Origin of the sequence: Clostridium sp. (assembly GCF_050717635.1) — a bacterium.
Lineage (GTDB): Bacteria > Bacillota > Clostridia > Clostridiales > Clostridiaceae > Clostridium_AD.
On sequence record NZ_JBOITO010000013.1, the window covers coordinates 224,555 to 240,082 of the forward strand.

The following is a 15,528-nucleotide window of genomic DNA, read 5'->3' on the forward strand; positions in this document are numbered from 1 at the left end:
TTTTAATGAATGAAGTAAAAAAGCTTAAGACTAGAAATGAAATACAAAGTATGTTTAAGTGGAAAGTTGATAAGATGTATACAAATTCTGCAGCATGGGAAGAGGATTTTAAAATATTAAAACTCAAAGCTCCCAAAATGGAAAGTTTTTCAGGAAAACTTGGAATGGCTGAAGACTTATTATTATTTTTAGAAAGCAATGTAGAAATTGAAATGCTTTTAGATAAACTGCTAGTATATGCTCATTTAAGAGGGGACGAGGATACAGCTAAGGCAGAGTTCCAAGTGCTTAAAAATAAGATTGATGCTTACGGCGCAGAAGTTTCAAGTGTCACATCATTTTTCGTTCCTGAATTATTATCATTAAAAGATGGAGCTGTAGATGAGTCTATTAAAAGACTTCCAGCACTTAAGCTATATGAATTCTATTTAAGAGATATTTTAGATCAAAAGCCTCATATATTAAGTGCAAAAGAAGAAAAACTTTTAGCTTCCGTTAGCGATTGTTTAAATGCACCAGGAAATATATTTGGAATGCTTACAAATGCAGATATGACATTTCCAAGTATAGTGGATGAAAGTGGTAATGAGATTGAATTAACAGAAGGAAATTATAGCAGTTTTATAAAATCAAAGGATAGAAGAGTAAGAAAAGATGCTTTTGAAGCATTATTTAAGACTTATAATGGGTTTAGAAATACTTTAACAACTTCCTTAACATCTTCAATTAAGAACTTTATATTTAATGCAAAAACAAGAAATTATTCCTGCGCATTGGAAAGCTCACTTAAACCCAATAATATTCCACTGGAGGTTTATAGTAATGTTGTGGATACTATAAATAACAATTTATCATCCCTTCATAAATATATAAGCCTTAAAAAGAAGCTGTTGGGCCTTGATGAAATGCACATGTATGATCTATATGTTCCAATGGTTGATGCGGGGGAAGATCATATTGAGTATGCCGATGGTGTTAAAATTGTATTAGAGGGTATAAGTCCACTAGGAAAAGAATATTTAGATATATTCAAAGAAGGAATTAGTGAAGGTTGGGTAGACGTATTTGAGAATAAGGGTAAACGCACGGGGGCTTATTCCTGGGGATGTTATGATAGCATGCCATATGTACTCTTAAATTATAATTATAAGTTGAATGATGTATCTACTCTTGCTCACGAAATGGGGCATTCTATTCATTCTTATTATTCAAAGAAGAATCAACCTTATATATATTCACATTATGAATTATTTTGTGCAGAAGTAGCATCCATAACTAATGAATGCCTATTAATAGATTATTTAATTAAAAACGAGACGGATAAGAAAAAAAGGCTGTTTTTAATAAATCAACAATTAGAGGGAATAAGGACTACAGTGTTTAGACAATGTATGTTTGCAGAATTTGAAAAAGTAACTCATGAAAATATTGAACAGGGTAATCCATTATCACCAGAGGATTTATGTAAAATATATCATGATTTAAATGTTAAATATTTTGGGCCAGAAATGGTGGTAGATGATGGTATAGATATGGAATGGTCTAGGATACCGCATTTTTATAACGATTTTTATGTGTATCAATATACTACGGGGTTTGCAGCAGCTAATTCTTTCAGTAAAATGATTGTTTGCGAAGGGGAAACTGCTGTAGAAAGATATAAGGGATTCCTAAAAAGTGGTGGAAGTGACTATCCAATAAATTTACTTAAAAAGGCAGGGGTAGATATGTCTACGCCAAAACCTTTAGAGGATACTATAAGAAGGTTCGATGAATTATTGGAGATGCTAGAAAAAGAAATTTAAGAAGATATGAAATTCCGCCTGGATGACTTGCAATATGAGTTCGAAAATTGGTATTTTGTGTGATATTCGCATTAATTCTGAATACTATGTACTGTGTAACAAAGGTATAAAATAAAACAAAAATAAATGATTAATATAAAACACAGGTGGAAATTTCCACCTGTGTTTTTGCATATAAATATATAAACTATCCGTTAGGTATTCATTAAAAGTGTAGTATGTAAAAATATAATAATTTCTAAAAATATGCTTTACTTTAACAATGTTAAAGGTTATACTTAATATTGTTATAATATATATTAAATATATTGCAAATAAAGTTGCGGAGTGATGATAATGCCAATAGATGTAGTTCCAGAATGGTTAGCCACATTAGATGATGAAGATTTAAGTTTTATCAAGAAATTTATAATGTCCTCAGGGTCATTAAAAGAAATTGCAGGTATTTATGGGGTTACTTATCCAACTGTAAGACTTAGATTAGATAGAGTAATTCAAAAAATACAAATATCAGAGGATATTACAAACGAGCCTTATGTTTCACTAATAAAGAAATTAGCACTAAATGAAAAATTAGATTTTGATACTGCTAAGATTTTAATATCGGAATACAAGAAAACAAAGGGGGAACTGATTTAAAATGATGAAATTATTAATCTTTATTTTAACATGTATATTACTTTTGGTAGGTCCTGTTATTCTACAAATATTCTTGTCAAAAAAAGAGAACAAAAGGCTTGGCCTAATATTACCAATGATTAGTTTTTTATTTTCTATTATGATATTAATAATGTTGCCTTTAATGGGTGGCTTATCAATTGTTGAAAAAATAGTGCATGTTCTTGTGACATTGTTTGTAAGCAATATTCCAACTATTATTTTACTTGCTATATATTTCGCTTGTCGTGAAAAATTTAAAAAGAGTAAAGAAATAGATAAAATGAATATTCAAGATTTAGAGTGATTTTTTAGCTATAAATGGAATATATATATTTGAGTTTTAATTAGGGGGAATTTAGATTGAAGGAAAAAAAGATTATTCATTGTGAAAAGTGTTGTGGAGAAATTACTGATATTGATGATTTAGTTGTAACAAATAGTTTTTTATCAATTTTTCCATATCATGAAAAATGTTTTGTAAATGAGATAAAGGGGTTATCTTCAATATTTGTAGGAAACACACCAATAAATGGAACGATGGGCAATGTAAGTACAATACTAGCGGTAATAGTTGGTGTTATTGTATTATTTATTCAAGAACTTCGTTATATATCAGTTATATCATTGCTGGTTTTGTGTATAAGATTCTATTCATGGTTTCAATATGAGCGTCATTTATAATATAGTATAGGGGTAGTTAATATAAAACATGCATAAAAACATAAAAGTTACATGGAAATTCATGTGACTTTTATGTTTTGTAGAAAAAACCTTAATATATAACCATTAGTTTAAGATGTTTAAAACATACAGCTTAAAATATCATCGATATTTGCATTGGAAAAGTAATCTGAGATGTTAAAGGTGGAAAGCACTTTTTTTACCTCAGACTCTACGTGATTTACACCTATAAGTTTAGATTCTATATCTGATACATCAACTTTACTAAAGAAATCTCCATAAATCCGAATTGCTTTTATTATCCCATGATCTACTTCCATATTACATTCAACAGTTCCAAATGGAAATTTCTTTTCATTTGTGAAATTATATTTTGGAGAATGACCAAAATTCCATTCCCAAGTGGAGTATTTTTCCTCGCGGAGTTTATTTATATTACATAAATCATAGTCATTAAATTCATATAAGGAGGCTGAACTATCTTCTGTAATAATGAAGTTCATAATTAAGGCTTCAAAATCCATGATAGATAAAGGCTCCTTTAAGTGTGAACTTATATTGGTTACCCTGCTTATTACGGATTTAATGCTCTTATCTTGAAATTTAAGAGGTTTAGCTTGTAATGCTTTTGATAAATTTGAAATATCTGATGAGAAAAGTAAGGTGCCGTGATGTAGGACTCTGTTTTTATAATTATATTGGGCATTGCCTGAAAATTTTTTACCTTCGATAGTAAGATCATTTCGACCACTAAATTCTGCATTTATGTTAAGTGATTTTAAAACATTTATAATTGGCAAGGTGAATCTTCTGAAATTATTAAAATTTTCGTCACTATTATTTTTAATGAAAGTAAAGTTTAAATTGCCTAAATCGTGAAAAACAGTGCCTCCACCAGATAATCTTCTTACTACGGAAATATTATTTGCCTCTATGTATTCCAGGTTAATTTCAGATAGAGTATTTTGATTTTTTCCGACTATTATAGCGGGCTCATTACGCCAAAGCATGAAGCAATCCTCTTTAAATTCCTTTAGTATATATTCTTCTACAGCCATATTAAAATAGGGATTTACATTTGTATTATTTATAATAATCATGAGAGGCCTCCTTATTTGTTGGATTCCAAAATATAAAATGAAATGTATATTGATTGTAGTATATCTGAAAAGTTAGAATTATGAAACATAAAAATTTTAGCGTTAGTATAAATAACTTTGTGTATTATATATCAATTATTGAAAACGTTTAAGCGATGTAGTAGAATGTAATTAGAAGATTACTACGTATAATTATATATTATTCAAGTGATAATATCGAGAGATATCCATTCAGGGATAGCCGAAGAAGAAATATAGAAAATAGTCAGTTTTCTATAGAAGCTTTCAGGCAAACATATCGATATTTGATGAGACTCTGGAAAGACCAATTGTGGTCACCGTAGGAGCAATACTTGTAAAGTAGAAACTCTCAGGTAAACATACAGGGATATAGTGGCATGATTTTATTATCATGCCATTGTATCTCTTTTTTAAATTCTTATTAAATGTAGTTAACAAAAATGGGAGGGAAAGTATATTGGAAAATTTAAAGAAAACACATTTACACAATACTTACAAACAATACGGTGGAAAACTAGTTGAATTTGGTGGATGGGAAATGCCAATACAGTTTGAAGGGATAATTAGTGAACATGAAGCTGTTAGGTGTGATGCTGGACTTTTCGATGTTTCGCATATGGGAGAAGTTGATATAAAAGGTTCGGACGCATTCGAATTTGTGCAAAATTTAGTTACAAATGATATAGCGGTACTTAAAGATAATCAAATACTATATACTTTTATGTGCTATCCAAATGGAGGAGTGGTTGATGATCTTTTAGTTTATAAATATTCTGCGGAACATTATTACCTGGTAATAAATGCAGGCAATATAGAAAAAGACGTTAAGTGGATGATTGATAATAAAGGAGTATATAATATAGAAATTATTAATAGTTCTGATGCAGTTTCTGAAATTGCTATTCAAGGACCGAAGGCACAAATGATACTCCAAAAGATAACGGATTTAGATTTAAATGAAATTAAGTTTTTCTACTTTAAAAGGGACGTTTTGGTAGATGGTGTGAAATGTCTTATTTCTAGGACGGGGTATACAGGCGAGGATGGATTTGAAATATATACTTCGAATGGACAAATAGAAAAATTATGGCATAAACTGCTTAACATAGGTCAGGAAGATGGGCTTAAGCCTACAGGTCTTGGATGTAGAGATACTTTAAGATTTGAAGCAGCACTACCTCTATATGGCAATGAATTATCTCAGGATATTACGCCACTCGAAGCGGGACTTGGATATTTTGTAAAGCTTCAAAAACCTAATTTTATAGGGAAAGAAGCTCTATTAAAGCAAAAGGAACAAGGACTTAAAAGGAAATCAGTAGGGTTTGAAATGAAAGAGAGAGGTATTCCAAGACATGGCTACGAAGTTAAAGCTCATGGAGAAAAAATTGGAGTGGTAACAACTGGATACTTATCCCCTACATTAAAGAAAAATATAGGGCTTGCTCTAATAGATTATAAATACTCTGAATTAGGCACAGAAATAGAAATTATGGTCAGAAATAAACCATTAAAAGCAGAAATAATAAGTAAAAAATTTTATAAAAAAAACTATAATAAATTAAAATTAGGAGGAATTTAAATGAAAACATTGAATGAATTATTTTATAGTAAGGACCATGAATGGGTAAAAGTTGAAGGAGATAAGGCATATATTGGGATTTCTAATTATGCACAACATTCTTTAGGCGATATTGTTTTTGTTGAACTACCTGAAATAGATGCAGAAATTACATGTGGGGATGTTTTTGGGGTAATTGAATCTGTTAAAGCAGCTTCAGATATGTATACTCCAATAAGCGGAAAGGTCTTACAGACAAATGAGGACATAATAGATAATCCGGAATTAGTAAATGAGGATTGTTATAAAAATTGGATGCTCCATATAGAAATTATAAATAAAGAAGAGTTGGCTGAACTTATGAACGAAGAGCAATATAGTGAATATTGCAGCAAGGAGGAATAAGATGTTTCCTTATATACCTAATACATTAGAAGATGAAAAGGTAATGCTAAAAAGTATCGGCGTGGGGTCTATACAGGATTTGTTTTCTGACATACCTTGCGGTCTCAAATTAAACAGGGATCTAAATATAAATTCATCCATGTCAGAACTAGAAGTACAAAAACACGTAAAATCTATTTGTAGTAAAAATATAAACACAGAGGAGTTAGTTTGCTTTTTAGGAGCTGGAGCTTATGATCATTATATACCTTCCATAATAAAGCATATTGTTTCAAGATCTGAATTTTATACCTCCTATACACCTTATCAACCAGAGATAAGCCAAGGTACCCTTCAGGCTATTTTTGAATATCAAACACTAATGTGTGATTTAACAGGGCTCGATGTTTCCAATGCATCTATGTATGATGGTGCATCAGCTTGTGCAGAAGCGGCTTTTATGGCTTGTGAGAGTACAAAAAGAGAATCTATAATTGTATCTAAAACTGTGCATCCAGAAATAAGAAAAGTTCTTGCTACCTACACAAAATTTAAGGGAATAGAATTAATAGAGGTAGATGCCCGAGATGGAGTTACAGATTTTATTAAATTAAAACAGCTTGTAGATAGTAAAACTGCAGGAGTTATAGTTCAAAACCCTAATTTCTTTGGAATAATTGAAGATATGAGTTCGGTAGAAAAGATTGTTCATGATAATAAAGCACTATTAATAATGAGTGTAGATCCTATATCTCTTGCTATATTAAAAACTCCAGGGGAAATTGGGGCAGACATTGTGGTAGGAGAAGGTCAATCGCTTGGAAATGCAATGAATTTTGGAGGACCCTATTTGGGATTTATGGCAACGACTAAAAAGCTTATGCGTAAAATTCCAGGAAGAATTGTAGGTCAGACCGTTGACGTAGATGGGAAAAGAGCATTTGTGTTAACGATGCAGGCCAGGGAACAGCATATAAGACGGGAGAAAGCATCTTCAAATATATGTTCAAACCAAGGACTAAATGCATTAATTGCTGCAATTTATCTCACAACTATGGGAAAACAGGGATTAAAAGAGGTAGCAAATCAAAGTATGCAAAAATCACATTATGCTTTTAATGAAATTATTAAATTGGATAATTATAAGCCGGTATTTGATAAACCTTTCTTTAAGGAATTTTTGATTAAGGGACCACAAAGTGCTAATGTAATTAACGATAAATTATTAGAAAATAATATACTTGGAGGATATGACATAGAGAAAAATTATCCTGAGCATAAAAATACACTATTAATCTGCGTAACAGAAAAGAGAACAAAACCAGAAATTGATGGACTAATAACTGTAATGGAGGGGATAAAATGAGTGAATATAATAAACTAATATTTGAAATTTCAAAAGAAGGAAGACGGGGATATAAATTACCTGTTTGTGATGTAGAGAGTATGGATATTAGTGATATGATACCTGAAAATCTTTTAAGTAAAAATGAATTATCCCTTCCAGAAGTAAGTGAAGTAGATGTTATAAGGCACTTTACTCTATTGTCTAATAAAAATTATGGAGTAGATACAGGATTTTATCCTTTAGGTTCTTGTACCATGAAGTACAATCCTAAAATAAACGAAGATATGGCGAGTATTCCGGCATTTACTGGAACACATCCTTATCAAAATGAGAAAACCATACAAGGAAACTTACAGTTAATGTATGAACTTGGTGAAAAATTAGCTGAAATAAGCGGCATGGATCAGGTTTCACTTCAACCTGCAGCAGGTGCCCATGGCGAACTTACTGGCCTTATGATTATAAAAGCTTTTCATGAAAATAGGGGAGATTTTAAGCGAAAAAAAATTATAGTTCCAGATTCAGCTCATGGAACTAATCCAGCTAGTGCAAGTGTAGCAGGATTTGATATTGTAGAAATTAAATCTAATGAAAAAGGTAGCGTTGACTTAGATAGCTTAAAATCTGTATTGAATGATGAAATAGCAGGACTAATGCTAACAAATCCAAACACATTAGGGCTCTTTGATGAAAACATTAAAGAAATATCGGATTTAGTACATGAAGCTGGTGGACTTGTGTATTACGATGGTGCAAATCTAAATGCAATTATGGGCATAGCAAGGCCAGGAGATATGGGTTTTGATGTTGTCCACATGAACCTTCATAAAACATTTTCTACTCCACATGGTGGTGGTGGACCAGGAAGTGGACCTGTAGGAGTGAAAAAATTGCTTATACCATATTTACCTGTTCCAATAATAGAAAAAAATAAAGAGCTGTTTACTTTGAGTTATGATAAACCATTATCTATTGGGAAGATAAAGAGCTTTTATGGAAACTTCGGAGTGCTAGTTCGCGCATATACTTATATACTTTCTATGGGTTCAGAGGGATTAAAGAAAGCAAGTGAAATGGCAGTGCTCAATGCAAATTATATGAAAAGCAGATTAAAGGACTATTATTATTTGCCAATTACAAAAGTTTGCAAGCATGAATTTGTTTTAGGTGGGTTAGAGGAGGGGATGAGTGAAGTAACTACATTGGATGTTGCCAAGAGACTTTTAGATTATGGATATCATCCACCTACCATATATTTTCCTACAATTATAGATAATGCAATTATGATAGAACCTACAGAAACTGAAAGCCTTGAGACTATGGATGCTTTTATTGAAGCAATGATAAGCATTTCAAAGGAAGCGAAGGAAAATCCACAGTTACTTAAGGAGGCTCCATATAACACTGTTGTTAGAAGACTTGATGAAGTTCGTGCGGCTAGAAATCCGATTTTAAAATATACTAAAATGAGTTAAGGGGAGCAGTTATGGAGAAGGATATAGTTATTATTGGTGGAGGACCTGGTGGATATGTTGCTGCAATTCGCGCAGCCCAGCTAGGTGCGAAGGTTTGCATAATCGAAAAAGCTGAGATGGGTGGTACATGTTTAAATAGAGGATGCATTCCTACAAAGGCGCTATATAGAAATGCTGAAATTCTAAATACATTAAAGAATATTAGTGAATTTGGAATAGTGGTGGATAGTTACAGTATTAATGTATCGGAAATTCAAAATAGAAAGGAAACCATAGTTAACAAACTAGTTAGCGGGGTAGACCAATTATTAAAAGCTAATAATGTTGAAGTGATTTTAGGAACAGCATATTTTAAAGATAAGAATACAGTTTCTATTGCACTTAAAAGTGGAGAACTAAGAGAAATAACAGCTAAAAGTATAGTTATAGCGACTGGATCTATTCCATCAATACCTAATATACCGGGTATAGATTTGCAGGGCGTATTTACTAGCGAAAATATATTAGAGTTTAAAGAAGTGCCTAGTAAATTGGCCATTATAGGTGGTGGAGTTATAGGTATGGAGTTTGCAGGTATATTTAATGCATTGGGATCAAAGGTAACTGTATTAGAGTTTTTACCAAGTATTCTTGCCCAAGTGGACACTGATTTAACTAAAAGACTTAATGTTTCACTTAAAAGAAAAGGCATAGATATTAACGTAAGTACGAAGGTAACTAGTATTGAAAAATCTAAGGAAGGCTTAATTGTAACTGCTGAAGGAAAAAAAGGCGAAGTTGTGGTTACAGCAGACAATGTATTGGTATCAGTTGGGCGAACACCTATGACTGAAGGCCTTAACATTGAGGATTTGGCGATGAATGTAAATAGAAAAGCTATTATGGTAGATGAGAATTATGAAACTAATATTCCTGGTATTTATGCAATTGGTGATGTGAATGGAATAAGTATGCTCGCTCATGCAGCTACGCATCAAGGCAAAAAAGTAGTGGAGAGAATTATGGGGTACACCTCTGCTCACTCTCGCGAATTAATACCAAGTTGCATTTTTGTATTTCCAGAGATAGCTTGTGTTGGGTTAACAGAAAATGAAGTAAAAGAAAAAGGAATAGAATATAAAACCAGTAAATTTTTGTTTGGTGCCAATGGTAAGGCGTTAGCATTAGGTGAAGGAGAGGGATTGGTAAAGGTTATAGCTTCCTTAGACGATTATATTCTGGGGGTGCATATAATGGGACCTCATGCATCGGATTTAATTCATGAAGGTACTATGGCTATAAATAATAACATGAAAGCACAGGAAATTACTAGTATGATCCATGCTCATCCAACATTATCTGAAGCTTTTGAAGAAGCGGTACTTGGGCTAACGGGTGAATCTATTCATATGGTTCCTAGTAAAAAGAAATAAAAAATACAAGGATAATTCAAGGGGATAATTTTAATTAAACCCTTGAATTTTTTATATTAATAGCCTATTTATTTAAATATTTAAATATTTATTTAAATATTTAAATAAGTGGGGACGGTTAACAATTAATGATATAATAATAGACAGTTATTATCTATTAATGAATGATGCGAGGAGGAATAAAAATGAGATTGTTACTTACCAACGATGATGGAATAAATGCAAAAGGCATCTACGCACTAGCTAAAGAACTTCAAAAAAATCATGAAGTAATTATTGTAGCACCAGATAATGAAAGAAGTGCTTGCGGACATTCTATAACTCTTTCAAGGCCACTTATTGTGAGAGAAGTTTTGCTGGAGGGGTTAAAATTAAAAGCTTTTAGTGTAGATGGGACACCAGCTGATTGTGTTAAAATAGCAATAAATGAACTTATTGATGGCAAAATAGATATGGTAGTATCAGGAATTAATAAAGGGTTAAACTTAGGCACAGACGTCTTATATTCTGGTACAGTTTCTGCAGCTATTGAAGCAGCTATTTACAAAATACCCTCCATGGCTGTCTCTATGGCTGTTAAGGAAAATATTGAAAATTATGAAATGGCAGCAAAATATGCTGGAGAGATATTGTTCAAATCTAACGAGAATAATATTAAGAACGATATAGTATTAAATGTAAATGTTCCATTACTAAAGGAAAATGAAATAAAAGGAATTAAAGTATGTAAGATTGGCAGTAGATTGTATAACAACTGTTATATAAAAACTATGGGAGAAAATAATGAAACTCAGTATCAAATTAAGGGTGAATTAAAAGATGTTCATGATGAATACTCAGATACATTATATTTTAAAGAAGGATATGTTACAGTTACGCCACTTCATTATGATCTAACAAATTTTAAAATAATAAAGGATGTAAGTGAATGGTTTTAATTTAACAAGTGAATCGTGGACTGCTGATAAGTTATCGGCGGTCTTTTTAAAGCAAAGTAAAGCAAAGTATCGGCGGTCTTTTTAAAGCAAAGTAAAGCAAAGTAAAGCAAAGTATCGGCGGTCTTTTTAAAGCAAAGTAAAGCAAAGTATCGGCGGTCTTTTTAAAGCAAAGTAAAGCAAAGTAAAGCAAAGTAAAGCAAAGTAGTTGGGGACGGTTAACAATTAATTAGTTTCTAAAGAAAATGTAAGATTGTTTATAACAACTTGTACATATTTTTTAATGAGGACATTTAATATTCATTAATTTGATGGTTTTATTTTGAAAATTACAAGAATGTTATATCTATGAGTGCTTGTCTACTTTTTTTAAACTCGAATTAGTTATTAATCTTAATTTTAAAATTTATTTAAATAAAATATTATTAGGCATAAAGACTAACAAAATCTAGACAAATATTCTCAAACTTTTCTTCTGATTCGATTAGTTCTATGCCGATACTACATAATTTTGATACTCTAGCTTGTGTGATATTGCCAAGTATACTGCATATATCCCTAGAATTTAAATTGCATAGACTTCTCATTAGAACTACGGTTAATGCTTTTGCTTTTAGAAGCTTTCTACTGTATTTTATATGAGGATAAATTTTTGATATTTTCATTTTTGACGATATGAATTTTATTATATCATCAGACTTAAAGTTTCTTATAAGTATTTTTCTTTCGCTTTTATATTCCGTTTTATCATTAGTGAACTCAATTTCGTTCCTGGTGTCTTCTTCATTGCAGCCTAAAATAAGGTCTGAGTAATTTTTTATTGAATTTTCAAGACTATTTCCAAAACAACCCAATACAAATCCATAATCAACTATGTTAAAATAATCCTTTCTTTTTCCTATATATATGCCTAAACTGGAAAATGCATATTTCTCAGGACAATCTTTGTATTCTCGTATATCAGTAGGATTATTATGTATATATAGTGATAAAGTTTTTAAATATCTTTCATTATTAACTATTAAGCTCTTAAATCTATCTTTAAATAGATGGCCATCTCTTTCATGTTTTTTATTAAAATACATTGCATAAGAAAAATTTATTCCATGCATTACCTTTGATATATCTGCTCCATTAGCATCAATTATTAAATGTGAATGGTTATCCATTAGGCAGTACCCGTAAAGCTTAAAATTATAAAGATTTTTATACTTTTTTATAAGGAATAAATATTTTTCCTTATCCTCAGAATCCTTGAATAAATCTACTTCACTGATACTTTTACACATAATATGATATATAGCTTCTCCACTTTTCAATCTAAATGTTCTTGAGATAAAAACACGCCCTTTCTAATAAATTCTTATATAAATTATTGCCTATCTAATGAAATGATATTCAAATCCTCAAGGTAATAGCTTAAATAGTTGTTAACCGTCCCCAATGTTTTCGACATTGTTGTCATTGACAATTATTAATGTGTGGCATATAATGAACATATGAATAATAGTTCATATGTTCATATGAATGGAGGTAATTAAATGGGAAAAGATATAGAGATTTGTACTTGTTCTACTATACATGAAGACGTGGTGGAAAAAGTGAAAAAACTAATTCCACAAGAAGAAACATTATACGATTTAGCGGAGCTTTTTAAAGTTTTTGGAGATAGTACACGAATTAAAATTATTTGTGTATTATTTGAAAGTGAAATGTGTGTTTGTGATATAGCAGCTCTTCTTAGTATGACTCAATCAGCTATTTCACATCAACTGCGTGTACTTAAGAATGCTAGACTTGTGAAATATAGAAAAGAAGGTAAGGTTGTTTACTACTCCTTGGACGACAAGCATGTTAAACAAATTTTTGATCAAGGACTTATACACATAAAAGAATTTAGATAATATTCTATTATATAAACTAAAACTTAAGTTTATAAACACATAATAATTATAAAAGCGAGGTGAATAAGTAATGATTATAATAAAAAGAGAATTCATTTTGAAGGGTTTAGGTTGTGCAAATTGTGCCAATAAAATTGAAGTTCAATGTAAAAAAATAAATGGAGTATTAGATGCAAATGTTAATTTTATTAATAAAAGTTTAGTGATTCAATTAGAAGATAAAGAAGATATATTAAGTATTATAGATGAAATAAAAGGAATAGTTAAGAGGTTAGAACCCAATGTTGTGGTTATAGAAAACAACTCAAATAAGTCTAAACATGATGAAAATGATCATGCTCATAATAATAGCCATGAAAAAGAAGGGAATAATAAAAGTAAAATCATTCGTTTTTTTATAGGAGTAGTATTCTTTACCATAGCGATTATATTTAAATTGAATTATTTAGTGGAATTTGCTTTATTCTTCGTAAGTTACTTGTTAATTGGTGGACCTGTTCTTTTAGTAGCAGGAAGAAACATACTAAGAGGGCAAGTGTTTGATGAAAATTTCTTAATGGCACTAGCCACAGTAGGTGCATTTTCTATTGGTCAATTTGCAGAAGGTGTTGGGGTTATGCTTTTTTATCAAGTAGGAGAATTTTTCCAAGATGCAGCTGTAAATAAGTCAAGAAAATCTATAACTGCACTTATGGATATAAGACCAGATTATGCAAATAAGAAAATAAATGGTGAAATTCTAAAACTAGATCCAGAAGAATTACAAATTGGAGATATTATAATAGTAAAGCCAGGAGAAAAAGTACCTTTAGATGGAACCGTTATAGAAGGCAAGTCACTATTAGATACTGCGGCCTTAACGGGTGAATCTGTTCCGAGAGGAGTTAAGGCTGGAGACGAAATTTTAGCAGGTTGTATAAATAAAAATGGATTATTAACTATTGAGGTTAGCAAGGAATTTGGACAATCAACTTTGGCAAAAATCCTGGATTTAGTACAAAATGCAAGTAATAAAAAAGCTCCAACTGAAAACTTTATAACTAAATTTGCAAGATATTACACGCCGATTGTAGTTATAAGTGCAACTGCTGTTGCACTAATTCCACCTATTTTAATACCAGAAGCCACATTTTCACAGTGGATATACAGAGCGTTGGTATTTTTAGTAGTATCTTGTCCTTGTGCACTAGTAATATCTATTCCACTTGGATTTTTTGGAGGAATAGGTGGTGCTTCTAAAAGTGGGATTTTAGTTAAAGGTGGAAACTATTTGGAAGCTTTAAATAGTGTTGAAGTGGTAGTTTTTGATAAGACAGGAACACTAACTAAAGGGGTATTCAAGGTTACAGAAATGCATACGGAGAATGAAATAAGCAGTGAAGAGCTACTAGAATATGCTGCTTTTACAGAAAGCTATTCAAATCATCCTATTGCAACATCTATATTAAAAGCATATGGTAAGGATATAAGAAAAGAAGATGTTAGCGATTTTTACGAAATAGCTGGGAAAGGTATTAAAGCTAAAGTGAAAGGTAAATATGTATTAGCAGGTAATTCAAAACTGATGGATAGTGAGAATATTATCTATAGTAAAGCAGTTAGTGAAGGAACTGTAATTTATGTAGCTATAGACAAGAAATATGCTGGTAGTATTATAATTTCTGATGAGATAAAAGAAGATTCTAAAAAAGCTATAAGTAATTTAAAGGCAATGGGAGTTAAAAAAATAGTTATGCTAACTGGTGATAATAAAGATATAGCTAAAAGTATTGGAAGGATTTTAGGGGTAGATGAAGTTTATTCAGAACTCCTTCCACATGAGAAGGTTGAAAGGTTAGAGGCTTTAGATAAACAAAAATCATCAAAAGGAAAGATAGTATTTGTAGGGGATGGCATTAATGACGCACCTGTTCTTGCAAGAGCAGATATAGGAATAGCAATGGGTGGAGTTGGTTCTGATGCTGCAATAGAAGCTGCAGATATAGTAATAATGACTGATGAACCTTCAAAAATAGCAGAAGCCATTAAAATTGCTAAAAAAACTAAAAAAATTGTTATGCAAAATATTGTATTTGCTTTAAGTGTAAAATTAGCGATTTTAATATTAGCGGTTTTAGGAATCTCAACTATGTGGGAAGCTGTTTTTGGTGATGTTGGAGTTGCGCTGATTGCAGTGCTAAATTCTATGAGGGCTATGAAGATTGAAACTTAAAAAAACCACCTATACTAGCTATTACAGCTA

Annotated in this window: 14 protein-coding genes and 2 riboswitches; of the genes, 12 read left to right on the forward strand and 2 right to left on the reverse strand. The window is 31.2% G+C overall.

Annotated elements, in window-relative coordinates; translation table 11 throughout:
* Positions 1–5: 5 nt before the first annotated feature.
* The 4 genes from pepF (at position 6) to ACREWB_RS07020 (ending at position 3,146) form a co-directional block, all read left to right on the forward strand.
* Positions 6–1,805, forward strand: coding sequence for an oligoendopeptidase F (pepF, locus tag ACREWB_RS07005; RefSeq protein ID WP_431546747.1), 1,800 nt, complete (start codon positions 6–8; stop codon positions 1,803–1,805).
* 336 nt (positions 1,806–2,141) lie between these two features.
* Positions 2,142–2,444, forward strand: a complete 303-nt coding sequence (locus tag ACREWB_RS07010) for a DUF2089 family protein (protein ID WP_431546748.1) — start codon at positions 2,142–2,144, stop codon at positions 2,442–2,444.
* 1 nt (position 2,445) lies between these two features.
* The gene (locus ACREWB_RS07015; RefSeq protein WP_431546749.1) at positions 2,446–2,769 is read left to right on the forward strand and encodes a hypothetical protein; all 324 of its coding nucleotides are present in this window, start codon (positions 2,446–2,448) and stop codon (positions 2,767–2,769) included.
* Between the two features lie 56 nt (positions 2,770–2,825).
* Positions 2,826–3,146: a hypothetical protein gene (locus ACREWB_RS07020; RefSeq protein ID WP_431546750.1), complete on the forward strand. Its 321-nt coding sequence runs from the start codon at positions 2,826–2,828 to the stop codon at positions 3,144–3,146.
* 119 nt (positions 3,147–3,265) lie between these two features.
* Here the strand turns inward: ACREWB_RS07020 and lplA are convergent, their stop codons facing one another.
* Positions 3,266–4,246, reverse strand: a complete 981-nt coding sequence (gene lplA, locus ACREWB_RS07025) for a lipoate--protein ligase (RefSeq protein WP_431546751.1) — start codon at positions 4,244–4,246, stop codon at positions 3,266–3,268.
* A gap of 207 nt (positions 4,247–4,453) precedes the next feature.
* Positions 4,454–4,557: riboswitch (glycine riboswitch) on the forward strand.
* A 3-nt stretch (positions 4,558–4,560) separates the two neighbouring features.
* Positions 4,561–4,634, forward strand: a riboswitch (glycine riboswitch).
* Positions 4,635–4,724: 90 nt separating this feature from the next.
* On the opposite strand from lplA, the gene gcvT reads away from it, so the two are divergent.
* The 6 genes from gcvT (at position 4,725) to surE (ending at position 11,385) form a co-directional block, all read left to right on the forward strand.
* Complete coding sequence (gene gcvT / locus ACREWB_RS07030; protein ID WP_431546752.1) at positions 4,725–5,849, forward strand: glycine cleavage system aminomethyltransferase GcvT; 1,125 nt, start codon at positions 4,725–4,727, stop codon at positions 5,847–5,849.
* A complete protein-coding gene (gene gcvH, locus ACREWB_RS07035; RefSeq protein ID WP_431546753.1) occupies positions 5,850–6,233 on the forward strand; it encodes a glycine cleavage system protein GcvH in 384 nt (127 codons plus the stop codon).
* Position 6,234: 1 nt separating this feature from the next.
* On the forward strand, positions 6,235–7,578 hold the full coding sequence (gcvPA, locus tag ACREWB_RS07040; protein WP_431546754.1) for an aminomethyl-transferring glycine dehydrogenase subunit GcvPA: 1,344 nt from the start codon (positions 6,235–6,237) through the stop codon (positions 7,576–7,578).
* Positions 7,575–9,035, forward strand: coding sequence for an aminomethyl-transferring glycine dehydrogenase subunit GcvPB (gene gcvPB, locus ACREWB_RS07045; RefSeq protein WP_431546755.1), 1,461 nt, complete (start codon positions 7,575–7,577; stop codon positions 9,033–9,035). Before gcvPA ends, gcvPB begins: the two co-directional genes overlap by 4 nt.
* A gap of 11 nt (positions 9,036–9,046) precedes the next feature.
* Entirely contained in the window at positions 9,047–10,447 is a 1,401-nt protein-coding gene (gene lpdA, locus ACREWB_RS07050) for a dihydrolipoyl dehydrogenase (protein ID WP_431546756.1), read from the forward strand.
* 185 nt (positions 10,448–10,632) lie between these two features.
* Positions 10,633–11,385 (forward strand): 5'/3'-nucleotidase SurE, encoded by a 753-nt coding sequence (surE, locus tag ACREWB_RS07055; RefSeq protein WP_431546757.1) that lies wholly within the window; start codon positions 10,633–10,635, stop codon positions 11,383–11,385.
* A 422-nt stretch (positions 11,386–11,807) separates the two neighbouring features.
* Here the strand turns inward: surE and ACREWB_RS07060 are convergent, their stop codons facing one another.
* On the reverse strand, positions 11,808–12,701 hold the full coding sequence (locus tag ACREWB_RS07060; RefSeq protein ID WP_431546758.1) for a transposase: 894 nt from the start codon (positions 12,699–12,701) through the stop codon (positions 11,808–11,810).
* Between the two features lie 222 nt (positions 12,702–12,923).
* Between ACREWB_RS07060 and ACREWB_RS07065 the strand changes: the two genes are divergently transcribed.
* Positions 12,924–13,286 carry an ArsR/SmtB family transcription factor gene (locus tag ACREWB_RS07065; RefSeq protein WP_431546759.1) on the forward strand — a complete coding sequence of 121 codons (363 nt, stop codon included), beginning with the start codon at positions 12,924–12,926 and terminating at the stop codon, positions 13,284–13,286.
* A gap of 70 nt (positions 13,287–13,356) precedes the next feature.
* Positions 13,357–15,498, forward strand: coding sequence for a heavy metal translocating P-type ATPase (locus ACREWB_RS07070; RefSeq protein ID WP_431546760.1), 2,142 nt, complete (start codon positions 13,357–13,359; stop codon positions 15,496–15,498).
* The last annotated feature ends 30 nt before the right edge of the window (positions 15,499–15,528 follow it).

Bases quoted from the DNA above. Each gene is read 5' to 3' on its own strand.
- pepF (WP_431546747.1), top strand. From the start codon at position 6: ATGAATGAAGTAAAAAAGCTTAAGACTAGAAATGAAATACAAAGTATG.
- ACREWB_RS07010 (WP_431546748.1), top strand. From the start codon at position 2,142: ATGCCAATAGATGTAGTTCCAGAATGGTTAGCCACATTAGATGATGAA.
- ACREWB_RS07015 (WP_431546749.1), top strand. From the start codon at position 2,446: ATGATGAAATTATTAATCTTTATTTTAACATGTATATTACTTTTGGTA.
- lplA (WP_431546751.1), bottom strand. From the start codon at position 4,246: ATGATTATTATAAATAATACAAATGTAAATCCCTATTTTAATATGGCT.
- gcvH (WP_431546753.1), top strand. From the start codon at position 5,850: ATGAAAACATTGAATGAATTATTTTATAGTAAGGACCATGAATGGGTA.
- gcvPA (WP_431546754.1), top strand. From the start codon at position 6,235: ATGTTTCCTTATATACCTAATACATTAGAAGATGAAAAGGTAATGCTA.
- gcvPB (WP_431546755.1), top strand. From the start codon at position 7,575: ATGAGTGAATATAATAAACTAATATTTGAAATTTCAAAAGAAGGAAGA.
- lpdA (WP_431546756.1), top strand. From the start codon at position 9,047: ATGGAGAAGGATATAGTTATTATTGGTGGAGGACCTGGTGGATATGTT.
- surE (WP_431546757.1), top strand. From the start codon at position 10,633: ATGAGATTGTTACTTACCAACGATGATGGAATAAATGCAAAAGGCATC.
- ACREWB_RS07065 (WP_431546759.1), top strand. From the start codon at position 12,924: ATGGGAAAAGATATAGAGATTTGTACTTGTTCTACTATACATGAAGAC.
- ACREWB_RS07070 (WP_431546760.1), top strand. From the start codon at position 13,357: ATGATTATAATAAAAAGAGAATTCATTTTGAAGGGTTTAGGTTGTGCA.